This is a genomic window from Paraburkholderia elongata (genome assembly GCF_013177735.1).
GTDB lineage: Bacteria > Pseudomonadota > Gammaproteobacteria > Burkholderiales > Burkholderiaceae > Paraburkholderia > Paraburkholderia elongata.
In genome coordinates this window covers 20,672-41,619 of the sequence record NZ_WOEZ01000087.1, presented here as the reverse complement: position 1 = coordinate 41,619, position 20,948 = coordinate 20,672, and the positions used below count along the sequence as shown (strand labels likewise).

The window sequence follows — 20,948 nt, the reverse complement described above, 5'->3', positions numbered from 1 at the left end:
CAATCAGACGTTGCTGGCGTGGGCGATGCGCAAGTTCAAGCGCTTCAAGGCTCACAAGATCCGGGCGAGCCAGTTTCTTCAGCAGCTTGCTGCTACGCGTCCGGACCTCTTCGTGCACTGGCGACGCGGTATGGTCGGTACGTTTGCCTGATAGGAGCGGTGTGAGTCGAGAGGCTCACGCACCGTTCTACGAGAGCCTGGGGGTGCGACTCCTCCGGGCTACTCTCCCCTTCTCGAACCGGGCACAGACCAAACGGCGCATCGCGCCCAAGGCTCTGGACCGTTTCAAGGATCGAATCCGGGAACTGACCCAACGCACACGAGGGATCAGCATCGAACAGTTAATGGAGCGGCTGAAACGCTACCTCACAGGGTGGCGCGGCTACTTCGGTTTCTGCGAGACGCCCAGCACACTACAGCGGCTGGATGAGTGGGTACGACGCCGTGTTCGCTGTGTCTTCTGGAAACAGTGGAAGAACAGCTCCACACGGTTCAGGGAGTTGGCAGCCCGCGGTGTTGCTCGGGATCTGGCCGCCCAAACGGTCGGGTCCCCGCATGATGCATGGCGTCTGAGTAACAGTCCCGCCCTGCAACGTGCGCTCACCATTCGCTATCTTGGCTCCCTCGGACTTCCATCGTTACGCAGCTAGCCGGTTAACCGATCCGAACCGCCGTGTACGGACCCGTACGCACGGTGGTGTGGGAGGGGTCGGGCCGTGAGGCCTGCCCCTATCCCGATTCTTCGGAGTGGGTATGCGCGGGCGTACAGTTTGTGCTTCAGGATTGACTTCTGGGGCCCTCAAGTCCGTTGAGGGATGAGGCGGCGACCGAGGCTGCGGTATAGTCGCGCGAACCGATTGCAGCCACGCCTTGGACCTTTGCAGCAGGCTCGGCAGGCTGAGGCTTTGATCATCCGGAGAACGTCGTGCAGGAAATCATCGAAGGATTCATCCGCTTTCAACGCGAAGTCTTCCCGCAGCAGAGCGCATTGTTCAAACGTTTGTCGATTGCGCAAAGTCCAAGCACGCTGTTCGTGACCTGCTCGGACAGCCGTGTCGTTCCCGAATTACTGACACAGGTGGAGCCCGGCGCGCTGTTCGTCATCCGCAACGCGGGCAACATCGTGCCGTCTTACGGCCCGGAGCCGGGTGGGGTGTCGGCCACCGTCGAATACGCGGTGGCGGTACTGGGCGTGCGGGATATCGTGATTTGCGGTCACTCCAATTGCGGGGCGATGACGGCGATCTGCACGTGCAAGAACCTCGACCATCTGCCGGCAGTGGCGGGTTGGCTCCGTCACGCTGACGCGGCGAAAGCGATCAACGCGTCGCGAACTTACGCATCGGATGCCGAGCGTCTCGACGCCCTCGTCAAAGATAACGTGATGGCTCAACTCGCGAACATTCGCACTCATCCATCGGTGGCCGTGGGTCTCGCGAACAAAACACTGCGACTGCACGGCTGGATTTTCAATATCGAAAGTGGCGCGATGCTTGCTCTTGATGGACGCACAGGGCAGTTTTTGCCATTGGTAGACAACCCTGAAATTTATGTTGTCTGAAGCGGCGTTTTGATGTGACCGGTGCGGCCGTCCGCCGAATCGTGTCGGTCGCGCACCTTTGCTAGTCGCGCGACGCGCTGCGGTGGCGGTAGGCTGCACGCCGCGAAAGGCGTGCGCAGCAAAACCGGAAAACCTCTTCTGCGTTCCGGATAGCCGCCTATACTGCCAGAACGCCTGAAGCCGGCGACGCCGCTCGACGGCTTGGCGCAACGCGAATTGAACTTGCTCGCGAGGTTTCCATGAAGATACTGGTGGTGCTGACTTCACATGACCAGCTCGGCAATACAGGCCGGAAAACCGGTTTCTGGCTCGAAGAGTTTGCCGCGCCCTATTACGTGTTCAAGGATGCCGGCGTCGAGATGACGCTCGCTTCGCCCAAAGGCGGCCAACCGCCGCTCGACCCGAAGAGCGACGATCCGGATGCGCAGACCGACGCGACCCGCCGATTCAGGAAGGACACCGACGCGCAAGCCGCGTTGGCGAATACCGTGAAGCTTTCCAACGTGTCGGCTGCGGACTATGACGCCGTGTTCTATCCTGGCGGTCACGGACCGCTGTGGGATCTCGCCGAAGACCCGCATTCAATTGCCCTTATCGAAGCGATCTACGCTGCAGGAAAGCCTGTTGCCGCGGTATGCCACGCGCCCGGTGTGCTACGCCATACGAAGGCGCCGGATAAAGCGCCGCTCGTGCGCGATAAACCGGTTACCGGCTTTGCCAATTCCGAGGAAGCAGCAGTCGGTCTTACCGAGGTGGTGCCTTTCCTCGTCGAAGATATGTTGAAGAAGAACGGCGGCAGGTATTCGAAGGGGCCGGATTGGCAGTCGCATGTCGTGATCGCGGGCAATCTGATTACGGGGCAGAATCCCGCTTCGTCGGAAGCAGCGGCCAAAGCGCTGCTCGCGAAACTCGGCGTTACGTGAGAGTTCAGTGAAGTAGATGGGCGATGTGAAAGTGAAATGACGTGAAGGTGACATAGGCGTGATCTGACCAACCCGGAGGACGACAATGGCAACCAGGATTCAGGTGGTGTTCTACAGCATGTACGGGCACATTTATCGAATGGCCGAGGCTGTGGTGGAGGGTGCGCGCGAGGTGGCCGATACGGACGTCTCGCTGTATCAGGTGGCGGAACTGACGCCCGACGAGGTACTGGAGAAGAGCGGCGCCAAAGCGGCGCGCGCGGCGTTTGCGCACGTGCCGGTGGCAACGGTCGAGCAACTGGGCAATGCGGACGCCATTATTTTCGGCACGCCCACACGCTTTGGCAACATGTGCGCGCAGATGCGCAATTTCCTCGATCAGACCGGCGGTTTGTGGATGAGCGGCGGGCTGATCGGCAAGGTTGGCAGCGTGTTCTCCAGCACCGCGAGCCAGCATGGCGGGCAGGAGACCACGATCACGAGCTTTCATAGCACGCTGCTGCATCAGGGCATGGTGATCGTCGGTGTGCCGTATTCCGAGCCGCGTTTGCTCAACATGGACGAAATCTCGGGCGGCACGCCGTATGGCGCGACCACGATCACCAAGGGAGACGGCTCACGCCTGCCAAGCGAGAACGAACTGGCCATTGCTCGCTTCCAGGGCCGGCACGTTGCCCAGATCGCCGCGAAACTCGCGGCAAAATAATCTGTTTGGTATCGGCGCTACCGCGCACACGCCACCCCCGGTGACGTGTGCGCCTCCTTGCATTGCTTTGCCCTGCGGATCACTCGCCCGGACTATACAGATCGAGTAGCTTGAGCGTCACTCCATTGGTCCATCCAAAGCCGTCCTGCAACGGATACTCGCCACCGCCACCACCACCGGTGCCCGCACCTTCCACCACGTACTTTTCGACCAGCTTCTTCTCCGTTGCATAAACGCCTTTCACGTCAGCCAGAAAGCGCGTGCCGATCTGCTGCGCCAGCGCGTCCTGGCCATAGCGTTTCAGGCCTTCGATCGCGACCCAGTGCAAGGGCGCCCAGCCGTTCGGTGCATCCCATTGCTGCGTGGTGGTGTAGGTGGTCGTCGCAAGGCCGCCGGGTTGCAGCAGGATGGACTGCACCTGCTGGGCCGTCTTTTGCGCGCGTTCCGGCCACGCCGCGCCGACCCACAACGGAAACACCATCGCCGCGGTCTTGTTGTCGCGCGGTTTCGCGAGCGTCCAGTCGTAATCGCCGTAGTAGCCTTTGGTATTCCACAAGTACCGGTTGATACCGAGCGCCCGTTTCGCGGCGCGCTCAGCGAACTCGCCGACACAGCGGAAATCGCGCGTCTCGCCGCAGCCTTTCGCGATAGTGATTTCCAGGTGAAACATGAGGCTGTTCAGATCAACCGGGATAATCGACGTGGTGCGCACCGTCGCTAGTGTCATGTTGTCGCCGAACCAGCGGGAGCTGAAATCCCAGCCGCTCTCGGCGGTCGCCCGCAATTCGCGGTAGACCTCATTCGGATCGCGGCCCGTCGCCTGTTTGGCGGTCTGGATGTCCTCCAGATACGACTCGTCACGCGGCGTATCGAGTTCGTCCCAGTAGCGGTTGAGCACCGTACGATCCGGCATCACGACGACGTTGCGCGTCGCCTGGCCCGGCTGCGTCGAGGCTTCCCCCTGCATCCAGTACGCATACTCCTTGCGCAGGGCCGGCAAATACTTCTGATAGACGCCGCGGCCTTCGACCTTCGCTGCCAGCGCCACCATGTACGAGAAGAACGGCGGTTGGGAACGGTCCAGATAGTAGGTGCGATTGCCGTTTGGGATGTGGCCGAACGTATCGATCTCGTACGCGAAGTTGTCGAGCATGTTGTTGACGAGATCTTCATGGCCCGATTCCTGCAAACCCAGCATCGTGAAGTACGTATCCCAGTAGTAGCCCTCACGGAAACGGCCCCCCGGCACCACATACGGCTTCGGTAACGGAATCAGCGAACTGTTCGCCGGCGCGCTCGTCGTGGTGCGGGTGAGGGCAGGCCACAGCCAGTTGATGTGCTCGCGCAGCGTCTGATTCGCGGGCGGCGTGATGACAGGCTCACTCGGCGGGGTGAAGTACTGGTTGACGAAATTCGCTAGCGAAAAGCCGGGATTGTTCTTCTGCTGTTCGTACAGTTGCACGATCGCGGCAGGATCGGCGTTCGGCGTAGCGTCGACGAAAGTCTTTTGATCCGGATAGATCTGCGCGGTTTGCACGGCCACGAATAGATCGCCATATAGCTTGTCGGGAGCGGGAGGAAGCGTGCCGCCGACCTGGGTGTCGGCGTGGCACACGCCGGCGAGACTAGTGAGGAAGACGAAGCTGGAAACGGTGGCTGCTTTTCTTAAACTGGAAGCGCTGACTGACGGGGGAAATGTCATACGACGGGCGATGCCGATGCTGCGTAGTTGCGATGACACAATCATGTCTCCTCCTGAGAAATGGACAACAGGATTGGTCTGCCTCACACCCTTGTTCTTCTCATGCTTGCTGGGGCGCGGGTAGCATCGCATAAAACGGAGGGCGGTTCAAACTATGCGCGGGGAATACGCCGAGGTGCGCGGCGCAAGCCGATGGGATGCGCCGCACCAGCCGGTCGACAGCATCCACGCTGCCAACCGGCTGACTAAGCACGCCTGCCGGCACGGTGCGCAATGGGTAAGCCCGGTTTTTCCAATCGATCGAGCGAGGAGCAGCAGGCATAATCCGTTTTCCGATTACGCCACCCTTTCACCGTGGCGCAACCAAAGCGACGCGCGGCTTCGCGCGTTCCCGGGAAAACTCATGCCGCCCATTACTGCAGTCCGGAATGCAGCCGTGCCGCTGCGCAGCGTTGCGCTGATTCTTGTTTCGATGTTCTGCTTCGCACTCGTCGATGCCTTGGCGAAATCCGTGACGCTCGCTTATCCGTCCAATGAAGTGACGTTCTTCCGGATGGTGTTCGGCTTGTTGCCTGCGATAGCGGTTTGCCTGCGCGGCAAACCGCTTGTCGAGCGTCTCAGGCATATGGATGTGCGTGGGCAGACTTTGCGCGCGCTGACGTTGCTCGGCGCCTCGGGGCTATTCTTTGCAGGGCTGCCCTATGTGCCGCTCAGCGAAGCGGTGGCGATCGTTTACTCGGAGACCTTGCTGGTCATCGTTCTTGCACCGCTGCTTCTGAAGGAAACGCTCAAGCCGCGCGATGCGCTTGCCGCCGCGATCGGTTTTGTCGGCGTACTTTTCGTGGTTCGACCGGACGGTTCGCATTCGAGTTGGCTCGGTCCGGTCCTGCTGATTTCGAGCGCACTTTTCGGCGCGTTATCGATCATTCAGATCAAGCGGATTCGCGCCACCGACGATTCGGGCACCACGGTGTTGTATTTCACGGTGATCGGCACGATCGTCGCCGGGGCATCGTTATTTTTCGCGTGGCGCACGCCTTCGATCCAGGCACTCGCGGTGATGGCGTTGCTCGGCGGATTCGCCACGGCAGGGCAGTTGCTGATGACGATGGCATTTCGACAGGCCGATGCCGGTGCGCTCGCGCCGTATAACTACACCAGCATCGTATGGGCTGCGTTATTCGGCTATATCGTGTGGGGCGAGACGATCGGCAGCATGTCGCTGTTCGGCATTGCGTTGATTGTCGGAAGCTCGATTGCGGTTGCCGTGCGCGGCAAGCAGACTGAGGGGCCGCTCGTGTAGACGTGCGCTGTATTCGCTGAATTCAAACGCCAGATTCAAACTCAATTTTCATTGCTTCGCAGTTCAAACAATCGTTCTAGGAAAGCAAGGTCAGTAAGCTGGCTCTTTCGGACAACACGCCCCACGCAAGCGGACAAATCGACGTTTGGCGACTATAAATAGTAGATAGCAGGCATCCAGCTTGCACTCTTATTCGTACATGACTGTACCGGCCCGAACTCGCGGTCGTTGCGGCGGCATCGATTGATTCGCTGCGAACCCTCTGATGAATTCGAGCACGTTTGCGATACCGCAAACGCGCATGTTCACGATTTGAGAGGGAGACGTCATGGTTAACGAACCCAGGAAGATCGTTCTCACGAGCCTATTTGTCGGCGCGGTTGCGATCGCAGCTTATATTTCGCAGTCGGACAAAAGCTGGTTGTCGACGGACGATTTTGGCCTGGAGCGCGACAATGCGTCGGCTCATTACACACGCGGCGACATGGTGACCGGTTCGGTGACTTCAGGACCGGTCGTTGCAGGTAGCGATTCAGCTGCGGCCATTGCCGGGAACCTCCAGGCGGTGCGCAATAGTCTGCAGCGCAACGATCTGATCGCCGCGCAAGCGCAACTGGACGCGGTACGGTCAGCACACCGGGACGACGATCAGGTTCTTGCGCTACAACGAGAAGTCGAGGCGCGCGCGAAGCAGGCGCAGCACACGCTGGCCGCTGTGCATGTGGAGAAGCCGACGCAGCAAGGGGCGAAATCGGCACGACCTTCGGCGCAGTTTTCCGGGAAAACCGGCCGCTCTCATGAAAGCCACTTCGCGACGCGCGCACACTCGAACCGTACGTCCTCCAGTGACGCGAAGACCCGCAGGGATCCCGAAACCGGAGTAGCTGCTGTTAGCGCGGGTAGCATGTCGAGCGGGACAGCGAATGGCGTTGGCGCACCCGCCGTTGCGAACTCGTCATCCTCTGTTTCGGCTGAGGTAAAGGGAGTCTCTGACGTAACCAGCGCGCCTGCTGTGTCATTGTCACCACGGCTGACATCAGCAGTGCCGCCAGGCCCGCAAGCCGAGCCAACCGCGCAAGCGGTACCGGTGCAACCGGCACAATCGGCACCTCAGCCTGCGCCCGCCGCCGCCACGGTGTTGAATTTGGAGGGCGGGCCGACAACACGCGCACAGGTGCGCGCGGAAATCGCCCGCGCCCGCGCCGATGGCAGTCTTCCCGCGTTCGGCAATCCGGACCCGGCCGGACCCGGCGGCGCACCGAGCATGAGTGGCGCGCCGCGCCCCTGAAGCTGCGCAGACCGCCGCTTAGCGCAACGCCTCAGCGAGCCGCGCAAAAGTGGGTTCGTCCGTGCGATCGAACGCAAGCGGCGTAACCGACACGCGTCCCGACGCCACCACGGCTGTTTCGCTATCGGGCTCGTTCGCACGCGTGCCGCGTTGAAACCGCAACCAGTGATACTCGATGCCGCGTGGATCGACTTGCGGCAGCACCTCGATATCTTCGACTAGTCCGACGCCTTGTTTGCTCGGCGTGAGCGGACCGGCGGACGCCGCATCGACGTCGGGGAAATTGATGTTCAGGCAGGTGGGGGTATCGTGCTCGATCGCGAGCAACTGGCGGATCACGCCTGGCGCGAGTGCGCGCGCGGTATCCCAGCGTACCTTGTTGCGGTCGCTGAACGTCTGGCTCAACGCGAAGGATGGCAGCCCAAGCAACAAGCCCGTCATCGCGGCGCCGACCGTGCCCGAGAACATCGTTTCCACACCGAGATTGCCGCCGCGATTGACGCCGGAAAGAATCAGCGTAGGCGGCGCGTCGCGCATCAGATGGCGCACGCCCATCACGACACAATCGCCCGGCGTGCCCACCACGCCAAAACGCCGCTCGCCCTGGCGGCTGACTCGCAGCGGCGAATGCAGGCTGATCGAATGCGATGTGCCGCTCTGATCGTGCTCAGGCGCGACCACCCAGACTTCGTGTGCGAGCTCGGCGGCAACCGCTTCGAGCACGGCGAGGCCGGGCGCGTCGATACCGTCGTCGTTCGTCAGCAGTACCCGCGGCACTTTGGATTCATAGACAGACATCGCAGCAAGCTCCTCTCGATGAGTAAGGTAAGGGAGGTCCCATTATCCGGCTATTGAGCATGAGGGTCTCCGGTACGCAAAACGGGAAATCTGCTCATTGTGTACCATGCAGATTGCTTCGTGCGCTCCGTGCCCGCTTTGTGCCTTCGCTCCCGCTGAATTGCCGTCGCCAGCGCTGCCGAATCCGAAGCGCCCATTATCCCCACACCCTGTGCCGGATGAACTGACATGCAGATAGAGCCGTTTCAGATTGCCGTGCCTGACGCAGACATAGACGATCTTCGCCGGCGTATTCGCGCGACACGTTGGGCACCGGCGACGCCGTCGCCCGCCTGGCAGCAAGGCATCGATTCCGCCTGGCTGCGCGAACTCGCGCAGTATTGGGTCGAGCATTTCGATTGGCGCGAGGCCGAGCGCAAGTTGAATCTGCAACCCCAATTTCTCGCCGAGGTCGAGGGTCAGCGCGTGCACTTCGTGCATCGGCGTGGTGTCGGCCCGACGCCTTATCCACTCATGATCACGCATGGCTGGCCGGGATCGTTTTTCGAGTTCCACGCACTGCTCGACCGGTTGTGCAATCCGGCTGCATTCGGCTGCGATCCAGCCGATGCGTTCGACGTCGTCGTTCCATCGCTGCCCGGCTTCGCGTTCTCGCAGGCTCCCGTGGAGCCTGGCACTTCCGCATTTCAGGTAGCGGATGTGTGGGCTTCGCTGATGCGCGGCCTCGGTTATGAGCGCTTTGGTGCCCAAGGCGGCGATCTAGGCGCGGGTGTCTCGATCGCGCTCGCGGCACGGCATCATGAGGTTGTCGACGGTATTCATCTCAACTTCTTGCCGAGCTCATACGAGCCCGCAAGCGGCGCCGCGCAGACACCGCTCACGCCCGCAGAGGAAGCCTATCTGCGGGAGAAGAACGAATGGGCCGCTCTCGAAGGCGGCTATGCCCATATGCACACCACGAAACCGCAGACCGTGGCGGCGTCGCTGAACGATTCGCCGGTGGGGCTCGCTGCGTGGATCGGCGAGAAGTTTCGCGCATGGAGCGATTGCGACGGCGACATCGAGCGGGTGTTTTCGAAAGACGAGTTGCTCACCAACATGTCGCTCTACTGGTACACGCAGAGTATTGGAACGGCGATGCAGATGTATTGGGAAAACCGGCTGCAGCCGATGCGCTTCGCCGAGGGGCAACGCGTCGTGCCGCCAGTGGGATTCGCCCATTTTCCCAACGAAATCAATCATCCGCCGCGCACGTGGCTCGAACGGACCTTCAACGTCGTGCAATGGACCGACATGCCGAGCGGCGGGCATTTCGCTGCGATGGAAAAGCCTGATTTGCTCGCTGCCGAGATTCGCAAGTTCTTCAGGAAGCTGAGGCACTAGGCGCGCCGACTCAATGGCCTGATCGGCTCGGCGGTAAATGTGTCTAGCCAACATGGCCGGCAGGGCTATTCCGAACTTAATCATCAAATATCGTCAGGGACAATCGCCGCGGTCCTTCAGCCACGTATGATCGAGGGGCATTACCGCATCCGAACAGCAACAACGCAGCGGCAAGAGACCTGAACGCAATGCGTCTCAGAGCAGGCTCTGCGGGAAAACAAAAACCAATGCAAAAAATGAAGGCCATTACGCGACGTGTCATCTACTTCACGCGCGATCCCTCGCCGGATCTATTGGCGAGCTTCGAGGAGCGCGACTGGGAGGTTGAAGTCATCGGCTCGGTTCGTGACGTACGGCAAGCCGTGGATGACGGCGCGCTGGCGGCCGGGCTGGCCGATCTGTCGAGCGTATTCGACTCCCGTGACATTGCCGCGCTGGAAGCTTGCCTCGCGATGCCGAACGTCGGCTGGGTGGCGATGACCGCCGCGCCGGAGCTCGATGACGCCGCGGTACGCCGGCTGGTGCGCGACTATTGCTTCGATTACGTAACGCTCCCCGTTGCGAACGCCAGGATTGTCGATACGGTAGGCCATGCCTGCGGCATGATCTCGCTCGGCGAGCCGGTATTCCTCGATGCGTCCACGGCAGAGGGCGAGATGATCGGCACCTGCGATGCCATGCTCGCGCTATTCCACTCGATCCGCAAAGTCGCGACAAACGACGCGCCCGTCTTCGTCTACGGTGAATCCGGTACGGGCAAGGAACTGACTGCGGCGGCGATTCACGCGCACTCGCCGCGCCGTGACGCGCCGTTTGTCGCCATCAACTGTGGTGCGATTCCGCCGCACCTGTTGCAGTCCGAATTGTTCGGCTATGAGCGCGGTGCGTTCACGGGCGCGAGTCAACGCAGAATAGGGCGCGTCGAAGCCGCTCACGGCGGCACAGTGTTTCTCGATGAAATCGGCGACCTGCCGTTCGAAAGTCAGGCGAGCCTGCTGCGTTTCCTGCAGGAACGCGCCATCAACCGCCTGGGCGGCAACAGTTCGATCGATGTCGACGTGCGCATCATCTCCGCCACCCACGTCGACATGGAAGCCGCGGTCGAAGACGGGCGCTTCCGCGCGGACCTGTACCACCGCTTGTGCGTACTGAGAATCGACGAGCCGCCGCTTCGCGCGCGCGGCAAGGACGTCGAACTGCTCGCGCTGTACACGCTGGATCGCTACAGGAAGGATGCGAGCCGCCGGCTGCACGGTTTTTCTCCGGACGCGATCGCAGCGATGCATCTATACGACTGGCCCGGCAACGTGCGGGAACTGATCAACCGGGTTCGTCGCGCCATTGTGATGTCGCAAGGGCGAACGATTAGCGCGGACGACCTCGAACTCTCCGGTTACGTCGCGGCAGCGTCCGTGAACCTCGCTCAGGCGCGCGAGACAGCGGAGCGGCAGGCCATCGAACTCGCGCTGCTGCGCCATCGCGGGCGGCTCGGCGACGCCGCGCGCGAGCTCAGCATTTCACGCACGACGCTGTACCGTTTGCTCAGCTCGCACGGCATGCGATACGGCGAAGACAGCGCTGCTGAGAGTTGATGCGCGTGGACAGTGCCGCAACATGACACGCGGCTCGTGCGCGGCGGCATCGTTCGCGCCATACCGCGTGCTAAACCACGCCAAGCAGTTCCTTCAACTGCGCGGTTTTCGATCGGCTCACGGGTACAGGAGTCTGTTCCGCGTCGTCCATCACGAGATTGACGCTTTCGTCTGACTTGACCAGTTCCACCGCGTACGGAAGGCTCACGATATGGCTGCGATGCACCCGTAGATAAATGCTGTTGTCGAGTCGCAGTTCCAGATCCGCTAAAGAGAGATTGGAGAGGTAGTGATCGTCTTTCGTGACGATCGTCGTGTAGTGACCGTCGCCCTGGAAGCGCACGATGTCCTTGAGGTCGATCAGGATCACGCGGTTCCTCCTGTAAACGGGAATCTTGAAGAGGCGGCGCGGTTGGGCGGCATGTTCGCCTGCATGCTGTTCAGAGGGCTCGGTGGTGAGGTCGGTCACGTCGTAGAAAATCATGCAGGTTCCACACGTCCCCGCCGCTCCGGTCATTCTCGAAACCTTCAGCATCAGGATCCGGTCGGGAATATTGATCATCATGGCGACCGGCGGCGGCGACTTGACAGGACAGCCGCCCGAATCTCGCGATTGCAGCAGAAAGCGCAGCTTGTCGCGGCTCTTTTCCGGGTGCAACTGCACCACGTCGATACCGAACAGTTTGTCCTGCGTGACGCCGAGGGATTGTTCGCCGGCCGGTCCGAGGATTTGCAGGGCAACGTCGTTGAATGCCGTCACACGGCCTTGTGCATCGAGCCACACCATGCCCGGATTGAACTGTTCCAGCTTGTGCTGAAACGTTTCATTACGAAGGCGCTCCGACGCCGAGGGTGGGGCGTGCTCAAGCGGTTTCATGCCGGGTCTCCTGGCCTCATGGGCCGTTTGCGCTCTCAGGCGCTTGTCTCCGTTGTGCTTTGTCTCCGTTGTATGTCGTTTGCCGATTTCACGCAAGTTATCGGAAGTTCACGCAGGTAAACCCGCCGTTCAGGAAGCGAAACCGCAATGCTGCGCCGCGTCGCGAAGGGCGCGTGATTGGCCCGCGGACGCCTCGCGATGTCCACTCATCCTGGCGCGCAAACATGCACGTTTGGCTTTCGCGGGCCTACTCGGCGCCGTACCGCTTTCATGTACGTTTTCCGCTAGTTGACGCTCTTGCGCCACCGTTCGGGAAATTGCATTGAAATGCTGCGTTGCATTGTGAAATGCTCGATCACATACCGGCGACGCCGCCCGACGTTACCTGACGTTACCCATTGGCAGCCGGATGACAATAAAGGAGGCCCATGTGATCCCTCGTCCATTCGAATATCACCTTCCACGCACCTTGCCCGAAGCCATCGCGTTGCTCAACCAGCACGGCGAGACAGCGAAGCTCCTGGCGGGCGGTCACAGCCTGTTGCCGATGATGAAGCTGCGTTTTGCCGAGCCGGACCATCTGATCGATCTGGGCAAGCTGACTGAGCTCAAGGGTATCCGCGAAGCGGGCAACGAGATTCGCATCGGCGCGATGACCACCGAAAGCGAATTGATCCGCTCCGACTTGCTGCAAAGCCGCTGTCCGTTAATTGTCGAAGGCGCACGGCAGATATCCGATCCGCAGGTGCGCTATCGCGGCACGCTAGGCGGCGATATCTCGCACGGCGACCCGGGCAACGATCATCCGGCGCTGATGATCGCGCTGGACGCCGCCTTCGTTTTGTTGAGCGATCACGGTGAACGCGTGGTGCCTGCTGACGGGTTTTTTCTCGGAACCTATATGACCTTGCTTGAACCCGGCGAGATCATGACGGAGATCCGCATTCCGATGCCTGAAGCCGGCACCGGTTGGTGCTACGCGAAACTGAAGCGCAAAACCGGCGACTTCGCGACAGCCGCGGCAGCCGTGACGTTGCGCATGAGCGGCGCGGTAGTTGCCGACGTGCGCATTGCACTGACGAACGTTGCGCAGACGGCTGTGCGCGCCGTCGACGCCGAACAGGCGCTACGTGGCAAGCCGTTCGGCGAGGCCGCCATCGCCGAGGCGGCACGTCTTGCGATGACGGTCTGCGAGCCGGTCGCCGATCTGCGCGGCGACGTGGAATACAAGACTGCGATGGCCGGCGAAATGACGCGACGGGCATTGGTTATTGCGTACTCGCGGGCAATACATTAAAGGCTGACTTCCGGAGACAAGGCATGAACAAAAAGATCATGGTGTCGTTCAAGCTGAACGGCAAGGAAACGGATGTGGTGGTCGAAGCGCGCGAATTGCTGATTCATACCTTGCGCGAAAAATGCCTGCACACCGGGCCGCATATCGGCTGTGAGACGTCGCACTGCGGCGCCTGCACGGTCGACTTCGACGGCATGTCGGTCAAGTCCTGCACGATATTGACGGTCCAGGCCGAAGGCGCCGAAGTACTGACAGTGGAAGGTCTCGCGCAAGGTGGCGAATTGCACGCGTTGCAGGAGGGCTTCATGCAGGAGCACGGCTTGCAGTGCGGCTTCTGTACGCCCGGCATGCTGATGCGTGCCTACCGTTTACTGCAGGAAAATCCGGATCCGAACGAGGAGGAAATCCGCTACTGGATGGCGGGCAACCTGTGCCGCTGCACGGGCTATCAGAACATCGTGAAGGCAGTGCAATACGCGGCACGCAAGCTGCGCGGCGAGACTGTGGAAACATCGCATCCGCTGATGACCGCGGACTCGCACTGACGAACGGGAGAAACGTGATGGGAAATCTCGACACCAATCTCGATCGTCTCGCCGCGCTGGAGGGCATGGGTTGCTCGCGCAAACGCCGCGAAGACCCGCGCTTCATTCAGGGCAAGGGCACTTATGTCGACGACATCAAGATGCCTGGCATGCTGTTCGGCGTGATGGTGCGCAGTCCGTATGCACACGCCCGCGTGAAGAAGATCGACAAGTCGCGCGCACTCGCGTATCCAGGCGTGCATGCCGTCTTGACCGCGGACGACCTGAAGCCGCTCAAGTTGCACTGGATGCCGACGCTCGCCGGCGACGTGCAAGCGGTGCTGGCCGACGAAAAAGTCTGCTTCCAGAATCAGGAAGTGGCGTTCGTGGTTGCCGACGATCGCTACGTGGCGGCGGATGCGGCCGAGCTCGTCGAAGTGGAATACGAGGAACTGCCGGCGGTGATCGATCCGCATGCGGCCCTCGCGGCCGATGCGCCGGTGGTGCGCGAAGACATTCAGGACAAGCAGGCAGGCGCACATGGCGCCCGCAGGCATCCTAATCATATCTTCACGTGGAATATCGGCGACAAGGACAAGACCGATCGCGTCTTCGACAATGCGGACGTCACGGTCAGGCAGGACATGCTGTATCAGCGTGTGCATCCGTGTCCGCTCGAAACCTGCGGCTGTGTCGCGTCGTTCGACAAGGCGCGTGGTGATCTGACGGTCTATATCACGTCGCAGGCGCCGCACGTGGTGCGTACCGTGGTCGGTATGCTGTCGGCGATACCCGAATCGAAAATTCGCATCATTTCGCCGGACATCGGCGGCGGCTTCGGAAACAAGGTCGGCGTGTACCCCGGCTACGTGACGGCGATCGTCGCATCGATCGTGCTGGGCAGACCCGTTAAATGGATCGAATCGCGCGCCGAGAATCTCAGCACCACGGCCTTTGCGCGCGACTATCACATGACTGGCGAACTGGCCGCCGATAGCGACGGCCGCATCAAGGCGCTGCGCGTACACGTCACCGCTGATCACGGCGCGTTCGATGCGTGCGCGGATCCGACCAAATGGCCCGCAGGCATGTTCCACGTCTGCACCGGATCCTATGCGATACCGAACGCGTTCGTCTCGGTCGACGGTGTGTACACCAACAAGTTTCCGGGCGGTGTCGCCTATCGTTGCTCGTTCAGGGTGACCGAAGCGGTGTATCTGATCGAGCGAATGGTCGACGTGCTCGCGCAGAAGCTCGGTATCGACAAGGCCGAGATACGTCTGCGCAATTTCATCCACAAGGATCAGTTTCCGTACACGACCCCGCTGGGCCTCGAATACGATTCGGGCGACTACGAGCCCGCGCTGAAGAAGGTGCTGGCCGCCGTCGACTATCCAGCGTTGCGCGCCGAGCAGGCAGCGCGGCGAGCGGACCCGGACGCCGAGTGGCTGATGGGCATCGGCGTGGTGAACTTCACGGAGATCGTCGGCGCGGGGCCGTCGAAGATGTGCGACATCCTCGGCATCGGCATGTTCGATTCGTGCGAAATCCGCGTCCACCCCGACGGTTCGGCGATTGCGCGGATGGGCACCATCACGCAAGGCCAGGGCCACCAGACCACCTACGCCCAGATCATCGCGTCGGAGGCGGGGATCCCGGCTTCGGCCATCACGGTTGAAGAGGGCGACACGTCCACTGCGCCGTATGGGCTCGGTACGTACGGCTCGCGTTCCACGCCGGTGGCGGGCGCAGCGGTCGCGCGCGCCGCGCGCAAGATCCGCGAGAAAGCCCGCCAGATCGCAGCACATTTGCTGGAGGCCAGCCCGAACGACGTCGAATTCGATCTCGACCGTTTCGTGCTGAAGGGCTCGCCCGAACAGTTCAAGACCATCAAGCAGGTCGCTTGGGCTGCCTATAACAATGTGCCCGAAGGCATGGAGATGGGACTCGAAGCAGTCGATTACTACGATCCGCCGAATTTCACTTTTCCGTTCGGCGCGTACGTCTGTGTACTCGAAGTGAACCGGTATACCGGCGAAACGCGCGTGCGCCGCTTTTACGCGCTCGACGATTGCGGCACGCGGATCAATCCGATGATTATCGAAGGGCAGATTCACGGCGGCTTGACGGAAGGCTTTGCTGTCGCCATGGGACAGGAAATGCCCTATGACGAAGCCGGCAATCTGCTGGGCGCGACGCTACTGGATTACTTCGTGCCAACGTCGGCTGAAACGCCTCATTGGGAGACCGACTTCACCGTCACACCCTCGCCGCATCATCCGATCGGCGCGAAAGGCGTGGCGGAATCGCCGCACGTCGGCTCGATTCCGTGTTTCACCGCGGCCATGGTCGATGCGTTCGCGCATCTGGGCGTGACGCATATGAACATGCCGCATAGCGCGTTTCGCGTGTGGCAGCAATGCCGCGCGCTTGGGTTGACGAGGCAATGAGCGAGGCGAACGCGGCGCGCTATCGAGCGTAGCTTGCACTCAGCCACACCGTATACGCTAAGGATGATTCAATGAAAGTCGTACTCGATAAAGTCTTTCCCCTCGCCGCTATGGTGGATAGCGCGTGGCAACTCATGCAGGACATCGAAGCCGTGGCGGGCTGCATGCCGGGCGCGAAAATCACCGAGCGCATCGACGCGACGCACTACAAGGGGACGATCACCGTACGGCTCGGCCCCGCCACGATGTCGTTCAAGGGCGATATCGAGGTGATCGATCTCGACGCCGCGACGCGCAGCTTGCATCTGGTGGGTAAAGGTGCGGATCAGACCGGGACCTCAGCTGCGTCGATGGATCTGACCGCTGCTGTGCGGGCCACCGGCGACACCTGCGAACTCGCCGGCAAAAGCGAAGTGACAATGAGCGGCAAGGCGGCCGCGCTTGGCGGCCGCTTGATGGGGCCGGTGGCGGATCAGATGCTCAAGCAATTCGTGGCGAACTTTGCCGCGCGCCTCGCGAGCGCTCAGAGCGCGCAGGCCGTGCAAGCGCAACAGACGGCGGCAATGCCATTCGCCAACCAAGCGGCGAACACGCCTCAGGCACCATCCGAGCTGAACGGCCTTGCGCTGGCATGGGCCGTGTTGCGCGACTGGGTGCGGGGCATTTTCTCCCGCAAGACAGTCTGAGCGTCAGGACACCGCTATGGCGACCGGTCGCATGAACGATGTCATTGGCTTGCAACAGCGATTGGAGCAGCACGGCTTCGTCGCCGAGCGCAGCTTTGCCGCGACGTTGCTGCTGACGATGGAAATGCGCCGCCCGCTATTGCTGGAAGGCGAGGCCGGGGTCGGCAAGACCGAAGTGGCCAAAGCACTGGCGCGGCTCCTGAATACGCGTCTGATCCGTCTGCAATGTTATGAAGGTCTCGATGCGCATTCGGCGCTGTACGAGTGGAATTACCAGCATCAACTGCTGGCGATCAAATTGCTGGAACAGGACGAACGTTCGATTCCCGACAAGGAGCAGGACATTTTCTCGGAGCGCTATCTGCTCAAGCGGCCGCTGCTCGAAGCGATTACGACCACACCGGCGCCGGTCTTGCTGATCGACGAGATCGACCGCACCGATGAAGCGTTTGAGGCCTACCTGCTGGAACTGCTCTCCGATTTTCAGTTGTCGATTCCGGAGTTGGGCGTGATACGCGCGCTCGAGCGACCCTTCGTGATCCTGACTTCGAACGGCACGCGCGAGATCTCCGACGCGCTGCGGCGCCGCTGCCTGTATCAGTACGTCGACTATCCGGGCTTCGAGAAGGAATTGCTGATCGTGCGCACCCAGATTCCCGAGGTGCCGGAGAAACTGGCGCGGCAGATCGTCGAATTCGTGCAGTCGGTGCGGCAGTTAGACTTGCAGAAGAAGCCGGGGCTCGCCGAAACGCTCGACTGGGTGGCCGCCTTGCTTCGTCTGGGCGTGAGCGCGATCGATGCGAACGGCGTCGAGCAGATCATGGATTCGCTCTCCGCGCTGATCAAAACGCGCGAAGACCAGGCCGGGATGACGCGGCCGGTCGTCGAGAAACTGGCGGCATCATGTTGACCGCCATCGACTGCGCGGCCGCAGAGCGGCACTCAGCGCCCAGCCTCGAGGCTGCCCTGGTGGCTCGCTACACCGGCTTTGCCGAATGGCTGCGCGCCAACGATTTTCGCGTGACCAGCAGCGATGTGGCCGCCGCGATGGAGGTCGCGCTGCGTGTGGGCCAACTGGATAGCGAACTATTGCGCTGGAGCCTGCGCGCCTTGCTGTGTTCGCGAGCGGAGGAATGGCGGCGTTTCGACCCGCTGTTCGATGCGTATTTCCTGCACCCGAACCGCCGCAAACTGGTCGAAACACGCGCGCGCGGCGCTGGCCGAATCGAGCGTGACAACGCAGGTGGACGACGTGCTGACAGCGAAGGCACTCCGCTCTCGCTGGCCGCGATGGGCGGCGGTGTGCCGGAACCGGCGAACGGCCAGACGGCGGAGCAGGGCGCGTCCAGTGAGGCGTCGCTCGCCCATGCGGACTTTCGCCACCTCAACCAGCCCGACGAGCTGCTTTCAATCGACGCGGCAATCCGCCGTTTCGCCTTGCGTTTGCAGGGCATCCAGATACGCCGCGAGCGCCGTGCGAACACAGGCCGCGTTATCGACATGGCGTGGACGATCCGGCGCAGCGTGTCGAGCGGCGGCCTGCCGCTTGAGCTTGCATGGCGGCGCAAGCGGCGACTGCGTCCGCGCATTGTCTTGCTGCTGGACGTCAGCCGCTCGATGAGCCTCTACAGCTTCTTCTACCTGCGCCTAGCACGCGTCCTGAGCGCGCGGGTGTCCGACGTGCACTGTTTTATCTTTCATACGCGGCTGGTGCGCGTCGATCAGGCCTTGCGCGACCCCGATCCGTGGCACTCGCAACAACGCCTGCAAATGCTGTCGGCAGGATGGGCCGGCGGGACGCGGATCGGCGACAGTCTCGACGAATTCAACCAGCAGCACGCAACGAGGCTGCTTCATTCGCGAACCGCTGTCGTGGTCGTGAGCGATGGTTACGATGCCGGCGAGCCCGCGCGCTTGCAGCAGGCGCTGGCGAAAATCCGGCGCCGCTGCCGGTGCCTCGTGTGGCTCAATCCGCTGGCGAGCCGTCCAGATTTCACGCCGGCAAGCATCGGCATGCAGGCGGCGATGCCCTATGTCGATCTGTTGGCCGGCGCGCGCGATCTGGCGAGTCTCGAGCGCGTGCTGCCTCAAGTGTTGTCTGTCCTGCAATGAATACCGATACCCTCCTGGAACTCGAACAGCGCCTGATTGAGCAGGCGCGGCCGTTCGCGGTGGTGACCGTGATTCGCGCAGCGCATCCCACCTCCGCATGGGTGGGGGCGCAGGCGCTGATCGACGACGAGGGCGTGCTGCACGGCTGGATCGGCGGCGGCTGTTCACGGGCGATCGTGATCCAGGCCGCCCAACAAGCGATTCGCTCCGGTCTGCCCAAGCGCGTTCGCATCAGCAACGAGCCGATGACGCCGGAGGCTGGCGTCGAGGCGCACGCCATGCCTTGCGCGAGCAACGGCGCGATGGAACTGTTCATTCAGCCGACCGTGCCCGCGCCGTGCGTGCTCGTGCTCGGATCGACGCCCACGGCGCTGGAAGCCTGCATGCTGGCGCAGCGCGTCGGCTTACGCGTTAGCGCCGCAGCCAGCGTTACCGCGCCTCTGGCTGCTCTCGGCTTGCAGCAGGTGATGCAAGGCTTCGACACCGGCGCGTTCAACGCCGTCTCGCCGCAACTGATTCTGGTGGCAACCCAAGGCGACAGCGACGAAGAGGCGCTCGAAGCGGCATTGCGCAGCAATGCGCAAGCCGTGCTGCTGGTAGCGAGCCGACGCAAGGCGGACACCCTGCGCGAAACGATGCTCACGCGCGGAATTTCACCTGAGCGGCTTGCGGCGTTGCATGCGCCCGCCGGCCCTGCGATTCACGCGCACACACCGCAGGAGATCGCATTGGGCGCCGTCGCGGGGCTGGTCACGCTACGGCGCGAACTGGAGCAGGCGGCGGCCGATCTTGCCCCGTCGTATCTCGTGGGCACCGAAGGGGTGCCGACTGTGGCGCCGTGCGAGTCGATGGCATCGATCGAAATGCCGGCGGCGCATTATCGCAATCCGGTGTGCGGAATGGTCGTCGATATTGCGTCGGCAAAGTACGTGATCGACTATGGCGGGCAGCGCCATTACTTCTGCTGCGATAGCTGCAAGATCGAGTTCGAACGGGAGCCCGAAAAATACCTTGCGATTGCCCGGGGTTCTACGCACAAGGAAAAAACATGAGCGATGTCTGGAAAGTCGCCGAGTCGCAGGGCGCGCCGACTTTTTCGGCCGTCGTGCTGGCTGCCGGCCTGTCGTCGCGAATGCAGGGCCGGCACAAGCTGCTGTTGCCGATCGGCGGACAACCGGCCGTCAGGCGCACCGTAAGCGCTCTGGCCGGCGCGGGACCTGAGCAAATCGTCATCGTGACCGGCTTCAAGGGACGCGCGGTCATGGAGGCGCTCGAAGGACTTGAGCTCACGTTCCAAAGCAATCCACGCTACGAAGAAGGGCAGATGACCTCGGTCGCCGCCGGTGTGGCCGCGCTCGTTGCGCCCTGCAATGTGGTGATGGTTTGCCTTGCCGATCAGGTGCTGCTCACGGCGGCCGACTACCGCGAACTGCAGGACGCCTTTGCCACGATGTCGCGCGGATCGATCCTGATCCCGTTTTTCAAAGGACAGCGCGGCAATCCGGTGGCTTTTTCCGCAAGCTACGCCGCCGAAGTCATCAGCGGACACATCAATCCAGGATGCCGCAGGCTGATTGCCGAGCATCCGGACGAGGTTTGCATTCATGAAGCGATGCATGACCGGTTCACGGTCGATATGGACACGCCTGACGACTACACGCGCATTGTGGAGCGCCTCGGACTGTCAGCGGATGCGACTGCTGACACCGATCGGATTGCGCCGAACCGGGCAGCGGTCGGGTAACT

The 20,948-nt window shown here is 61.8% G+C and carries 19 protein-coding genes; 16 read left to right on the top strand and 3 right to left on the bottom strand.

Translation table 11 applies throughout. The features are described 5' to 3' along the window. Positions 1–161: 161 nt before the first annotated feature. From GNZ13_RS17035 to wrbA, 4 genes are all read left to right on the top strand, one after another. The gene (locus GNZ13_RS17035; protein ID WP_328807241.1) at positions 162–650 is read left to right on the top strand and encodes a group II intron maturase-specific domain-containing protein; all 489 of its coding nucleotides are present in this window, start codon (positions 162–164) and stop codon (positions 648–650) included. Between the two features lie 275 nt (positions 651–925). After that, positions 926–1,561, top strand: coding sequence for a carbonic anhydrase (locus tag GNZ13_RS17030; RefSeq protein WP_172166476.1), 636 nt, complete (start codon positions 926–928; stop codon positions 1,559–1,561). A 239-nt stretch (positions 1,562–1,800) separates the two neighbouring features. After that, complete coding sequence (locus GNZ13_RS17025; protein ID WP_172166473.1) at positions 1,801–2,484, top strand: type 1 glutamine amidotransferase domain-containing protein; 684 nt, start codon at positions 1,801–1,803, stop codon at positions 2,482–2,484. 85 nt (positions 2,485–2,569) lie between these two features. Next, on the top strand, positions 2,570–3,190 hold the full coding sequence (gene wrbA / locus GNZ13_RS17020) for an NAD(P)H:quinone oxidoreductase (RefSeq protein ID WP_172166470.1): 621 nt from the start codon (positions 2,570–2,572) through the stop codon (positions 3,188–3,190). Between the two features lie 79 nt (positions 3,191–3,269). Here the strand turns inward: wrbA and treA are convergent, their stop codons facing one another. After that, positions 3,270–4,937: an alpha,alpha-trehalase TreA gene (gene treA, locus GNZ13_RS17015; RefSeq protein ID WP_172166467.1), complete on the bottom strand. Its 1,668-nt coding sequence runs from the start codon at positions 4,935–4,937 to the stop codon at positions 3,270–3,272. A gap of 358 nt (positions 4,938–5,295) precedes the next feature. Between treA and GNZ13_RS17010 the strand changes: the two genes are divergently transcribed. Further along, a complete protein-coding gene (locus tag GNZ13_RS17010; protein ID WP_172166464.1) occupies positions 5,296–6,195 on the top strand; it encodes a DMT family transporter in 900 nt (299 codons plus the stop codon). Positions 6,196–6,523: 328 nt separating this feature from the next. Continuing rightward, positions 6,524–7,483 (top strand): hypothetical protein, encoded by a 960-nt coding sequence (locus GNZ13_RS17005; protein ID WP_172166461.1) that lies wholly within the window; start codon positions 6,524–6,526, stop codon positions 7,481–7,483. 18 nt (positions 7,484–7,501) lie between these two features. On the opposite strand, the gene surE is transcribed toward GNZ13_RS17005, so the two are convergent. Further along, positions 7,502–8,281 carry a 5'/3'-nucleotidase SurE gene (gene surE, locus GNZ13_RS17000; protein WP_172166459.1) on the bottom strand — a complete coding sequence of 260 codons (780 nt, stop codon included), beginning with the start codon at positions 8,279–8,281 and terminating at the stop codon, positions 7,502–7,504. A 228-nt stretch (positions 8,282–8,509) separates the two neighbouring features. Between surE and GNZ13_RS16995 the strand changes: the two genes are divergently transcribed. Together GNZ13_RS16995 and GNZ13_RS16990 are read left to right on the top strand one after the other, a co-directional pair. Then, positions 8,510–9,664 carry an epoxide hydrolase family protein gene (locus tag GNZ13_RS16995; protein WP_172166457.1) on the top strand — a complete coding sequence of 385 codons (1,155 nt, stop codon included), beginning with the start codon at positions 8,510–8,512 and terminating at the stop codon, positions 9,662–9,664. Between the two features lie 236 nt (positions 9,665–9,900). Continuing rightward, positions 9,901–11,256, top strand: coding sequence for a sigma-54 dependent transcriptional regulator (locus GNZ13_RS16990; protein ID WP_172166484.1), 1,356 nt, complete (start codon positions 9,901–9,903; stop codon positions 11,254–11,256). A 70-nt stretch (positions 11,257–11,326) separates the two neighbouring features. Here GNZ13_RS16990 and GNZ13_RS16985 read toward each other — a convergent pair whose 3' ends face one another. After that, positions 11,327–12,133 (bottom strand): PAS domain-containing transcriptional regulator, encoded by an 807-nt coding sequence (locus GNZ13_RS16985; protein ID WP_172166455.1) that lies wholly within the window; start codon positions 12,131–12,133, stop codon positions 11,327–11,329. Between the two features lie 430 nt (positions 12,134–12,563). On the opposite strand from GNZ13_RS16985, the gene GNZ13_RS16980 reads away from it, so the two are divergent. From GNZ13_RS16980 to GNZ13_RS16945, 8 genes are all read left to right on the top strand, one after another. Beyond that, positions 12,564–13,430 (top strand): FAD binding domain-containing protein, encoded by an 867-nt coding sequence (locus GNZ13_RS16980; protein WP_172166453.1) that lies wholly within the window; start codon positions 12,564–12,566, stop codon positions 13,428–13,430. 23 nt (positions 13,431–13,453) lie between these two features. After that, on the top strand, positions 13,454–13,975 hold the full coding sequence (locus GNZ13_RS16975) for a (2Fe-2S)-binding protein (protein ID WP_172166451.1): 522 nt from the start codon (positions 13,454–13,456) through the stop codon (positions 13,973–13,975). A 17-nt stretch (positions 13,976–13,992) separates the two neighbouring features. Continuing rightward, positions 13,993–16,404 carry an aerobic carbon-monoxide dehydrogenase large subunit gene (locus GNZ13_RS16970; protein WP_172166449.1) on the top strand — a complete coding sequence of 804 codons (2,412 nt, stop codon included), beginning with the start codon at positions 13,993–13,995 and terminating at the stop codon, positions 16,402–16,404. A gap of 71 nt (positions 16,405–16,475) precedes the next feature. Continuing rightward, positions 16,476–17,090 carry an SRPBCC family protein gene (locus tag GNZ13_RS16965; protein ID WP_172166447.1) on the top strand — a complete coding sequence of 205 codons (615 nt, stop codon included), beginning with the start codon at positions 16,476–16,478 and terminating at the stop codon, positions 17,088–17,090. A gap of 16 nt (positions 17,091–17,106) precedes the next feature. Continuing rightward, on the top strand, positions 17,107–18,000 hold the full coding sequence (locus GNZ13_RS16960) for an AAA family ATPase (protein WP_172166445.1): 894 nt from the start codon (positions 17,107–17,109) through the stop codon (positions 17,998–18,000). Next, positions 17,994–19,202: a vWA domain-containing protein gene (locus GNZ13_RS16955; RefSeq protein ID WP_172166443.1), complete on the top strand. Its 1,209-nt coding sequence runs from the start codon at positions 17,994–17,996 to the stop codon at positions 19,200–19,202. The genes GNZ13_RS16960 and GNZ13_RS16955 overlap by 7 nt, the downstream gene beginning before the upstream one ends. Beyond that, positions 19,199–20,254, top strand: coding sequence for an XdhC family protein (locus tag GNZ13_RS16950; RefSeq protein WP_172166440.1), 1,056 nt, complete (start codon positions 19,199–19,201; stop codon positions 20,252–20,254). The genes GNZ13_RS16955 and GNZ13_RS16950 overlap by 4 nt, the downstream gene beginning before the upstream one ends. Next, on the top strand, positions 20,251–20,946 hold the full coding sequence (locus GNZ13_RS16945; protein WP_172166437.1) for a nucleotidyltransferase family protein: 696 nt from the start codon (positions 20,251–20,253) through the stop codon (positions 20,944–20,946). The genes GNZ13_RS16950 and GNZ13_RS16945 overlap by 4 nt, the downstream gene beginning before the upstream one ends. The last annotated feature ends 2 nt before the right edge of the window (positions 20,947–20,948 follow it).

What these genes read in the sequence shown, in the direction of transcription:
- GNZ13_RS16965 (WP_172166447.1), top strand. Translation starts at nt 16,476, where the DNA reads ATGAAAGTCGTACTCGATAAAGTCTTTCCCCTCGCCGCTATGGTGGAT.
- GNZ13_RS17025 (WP_172166473.1), top strand. Translation starts at nt 1,801, where the DNA reads ATGAAGATACTGGTGGTGCTGACTTCACATGACCAGCTCGGCAATACA.
- GNZ13_RS16955 (WP_172166443.1), top strand. Translation starts at nt 17,994, where the DNA reads ATGTTGACCGCCATCGACTGCGCGGCCGCAGAGCGGCACTCAGCGCCC.
- GNZ13_RS16985 (WP_172166455.1), bottom strand. Translation starts at nt 12,133, where the DNA reads ATGAAACCGCTTGAGCACGCCCCACCCTCGGCGTCGGAGCGCCTTCGT.
- GNZ13_RS16995 (WP_172166457.1), top strand. Translation starts at nt 8,510, where the DNA reads ATGCAGATAGAGCCGTTTCAGATTGCCGTGCCTGACGCAGACATAGAC.
- GNZ13_RS17010 (WP_172166464.1), top strand. Translation starts at nt 5,296, where the DNA reads ATGCCGCCCATTACTGCAGTCCGGAATGCAGCCGTGCCGCTGCGCAGC.
- treA (WP_172166467.1), bottom strand. Translation starts at nt 4,937, where the DNA reads ATGATTGTGTCATCGCAACTACGCAGCATCGGCATCGCCCGTCGTATG.
- GNZ13_RS17005 (WP_172166461.1), top strand. Translation starts at nt 6,524, where the DNA reads ATGGTTAACGAACCCAGGAAGATCGTTCTCACGAGCCTATTTGTCGGC.
- wrbA (WP_172166470.1), top strand. Translation starts at nt 2,570, where the DNA reads ATGGCAACCAGGATTCAGGTGGTGTTCTACAGCATGTACGGGCACATT.
- GNZ13_RS16990 (WP_172166484.1), top strand. Translation starts at nt 9,901, where the DNA reads ATGAAGGCCATTACGCGACGTGTCATCTACTTCACGCGCGATCCCTCG.
- GNZ13_RS16950 (WP_172166440.1), top strand. Translation starts at nt 19,199, where the DNA reads ATGAATACCGATACCCTCCTGGAACTCGAACAGCGCCTGATTGAGCAG.
- GNZ13_RS16960 (WP_172166445.1), top strand. Translation starts at nt 17,107, where the DNA reads ATGGCGACCGGTCGCATGAACGATGTCATTGGCTTGCAACAGCGATTG.
- GNZ13_RS16975 (WP_172166451.1), top strand. Translation starts at nt 13,454, where the DNA reads ATGAACAAAAAGATCATGGTGTCGTTCAAGCTGAACGGCAAGGAAACG.
- GNZ13_RS16970 (WP_172166449.1), top strand. Translation starts at nt 13,993, where the DNA reads ATGGGAAATCTCGACACCAATCTCGATCGTCTCGCCGCGCTGGAGGGC.
- surE (WP_172166459.1), bottom strand. Translation starts at nt 8,281, where the DNA reads ATGTCTGTCTATGAATCCAAAGTGCCGCGGGTACTGCTGACGAACGAC.
- GNZ13_RS16945 (WP_172166437.1), top strand. Translation starts at nt 20,251, where the DNA reads ATGAGCGATGTCTGGAAAGTCGCCGAGTCGCAGGGCGCGCCGACTTTT.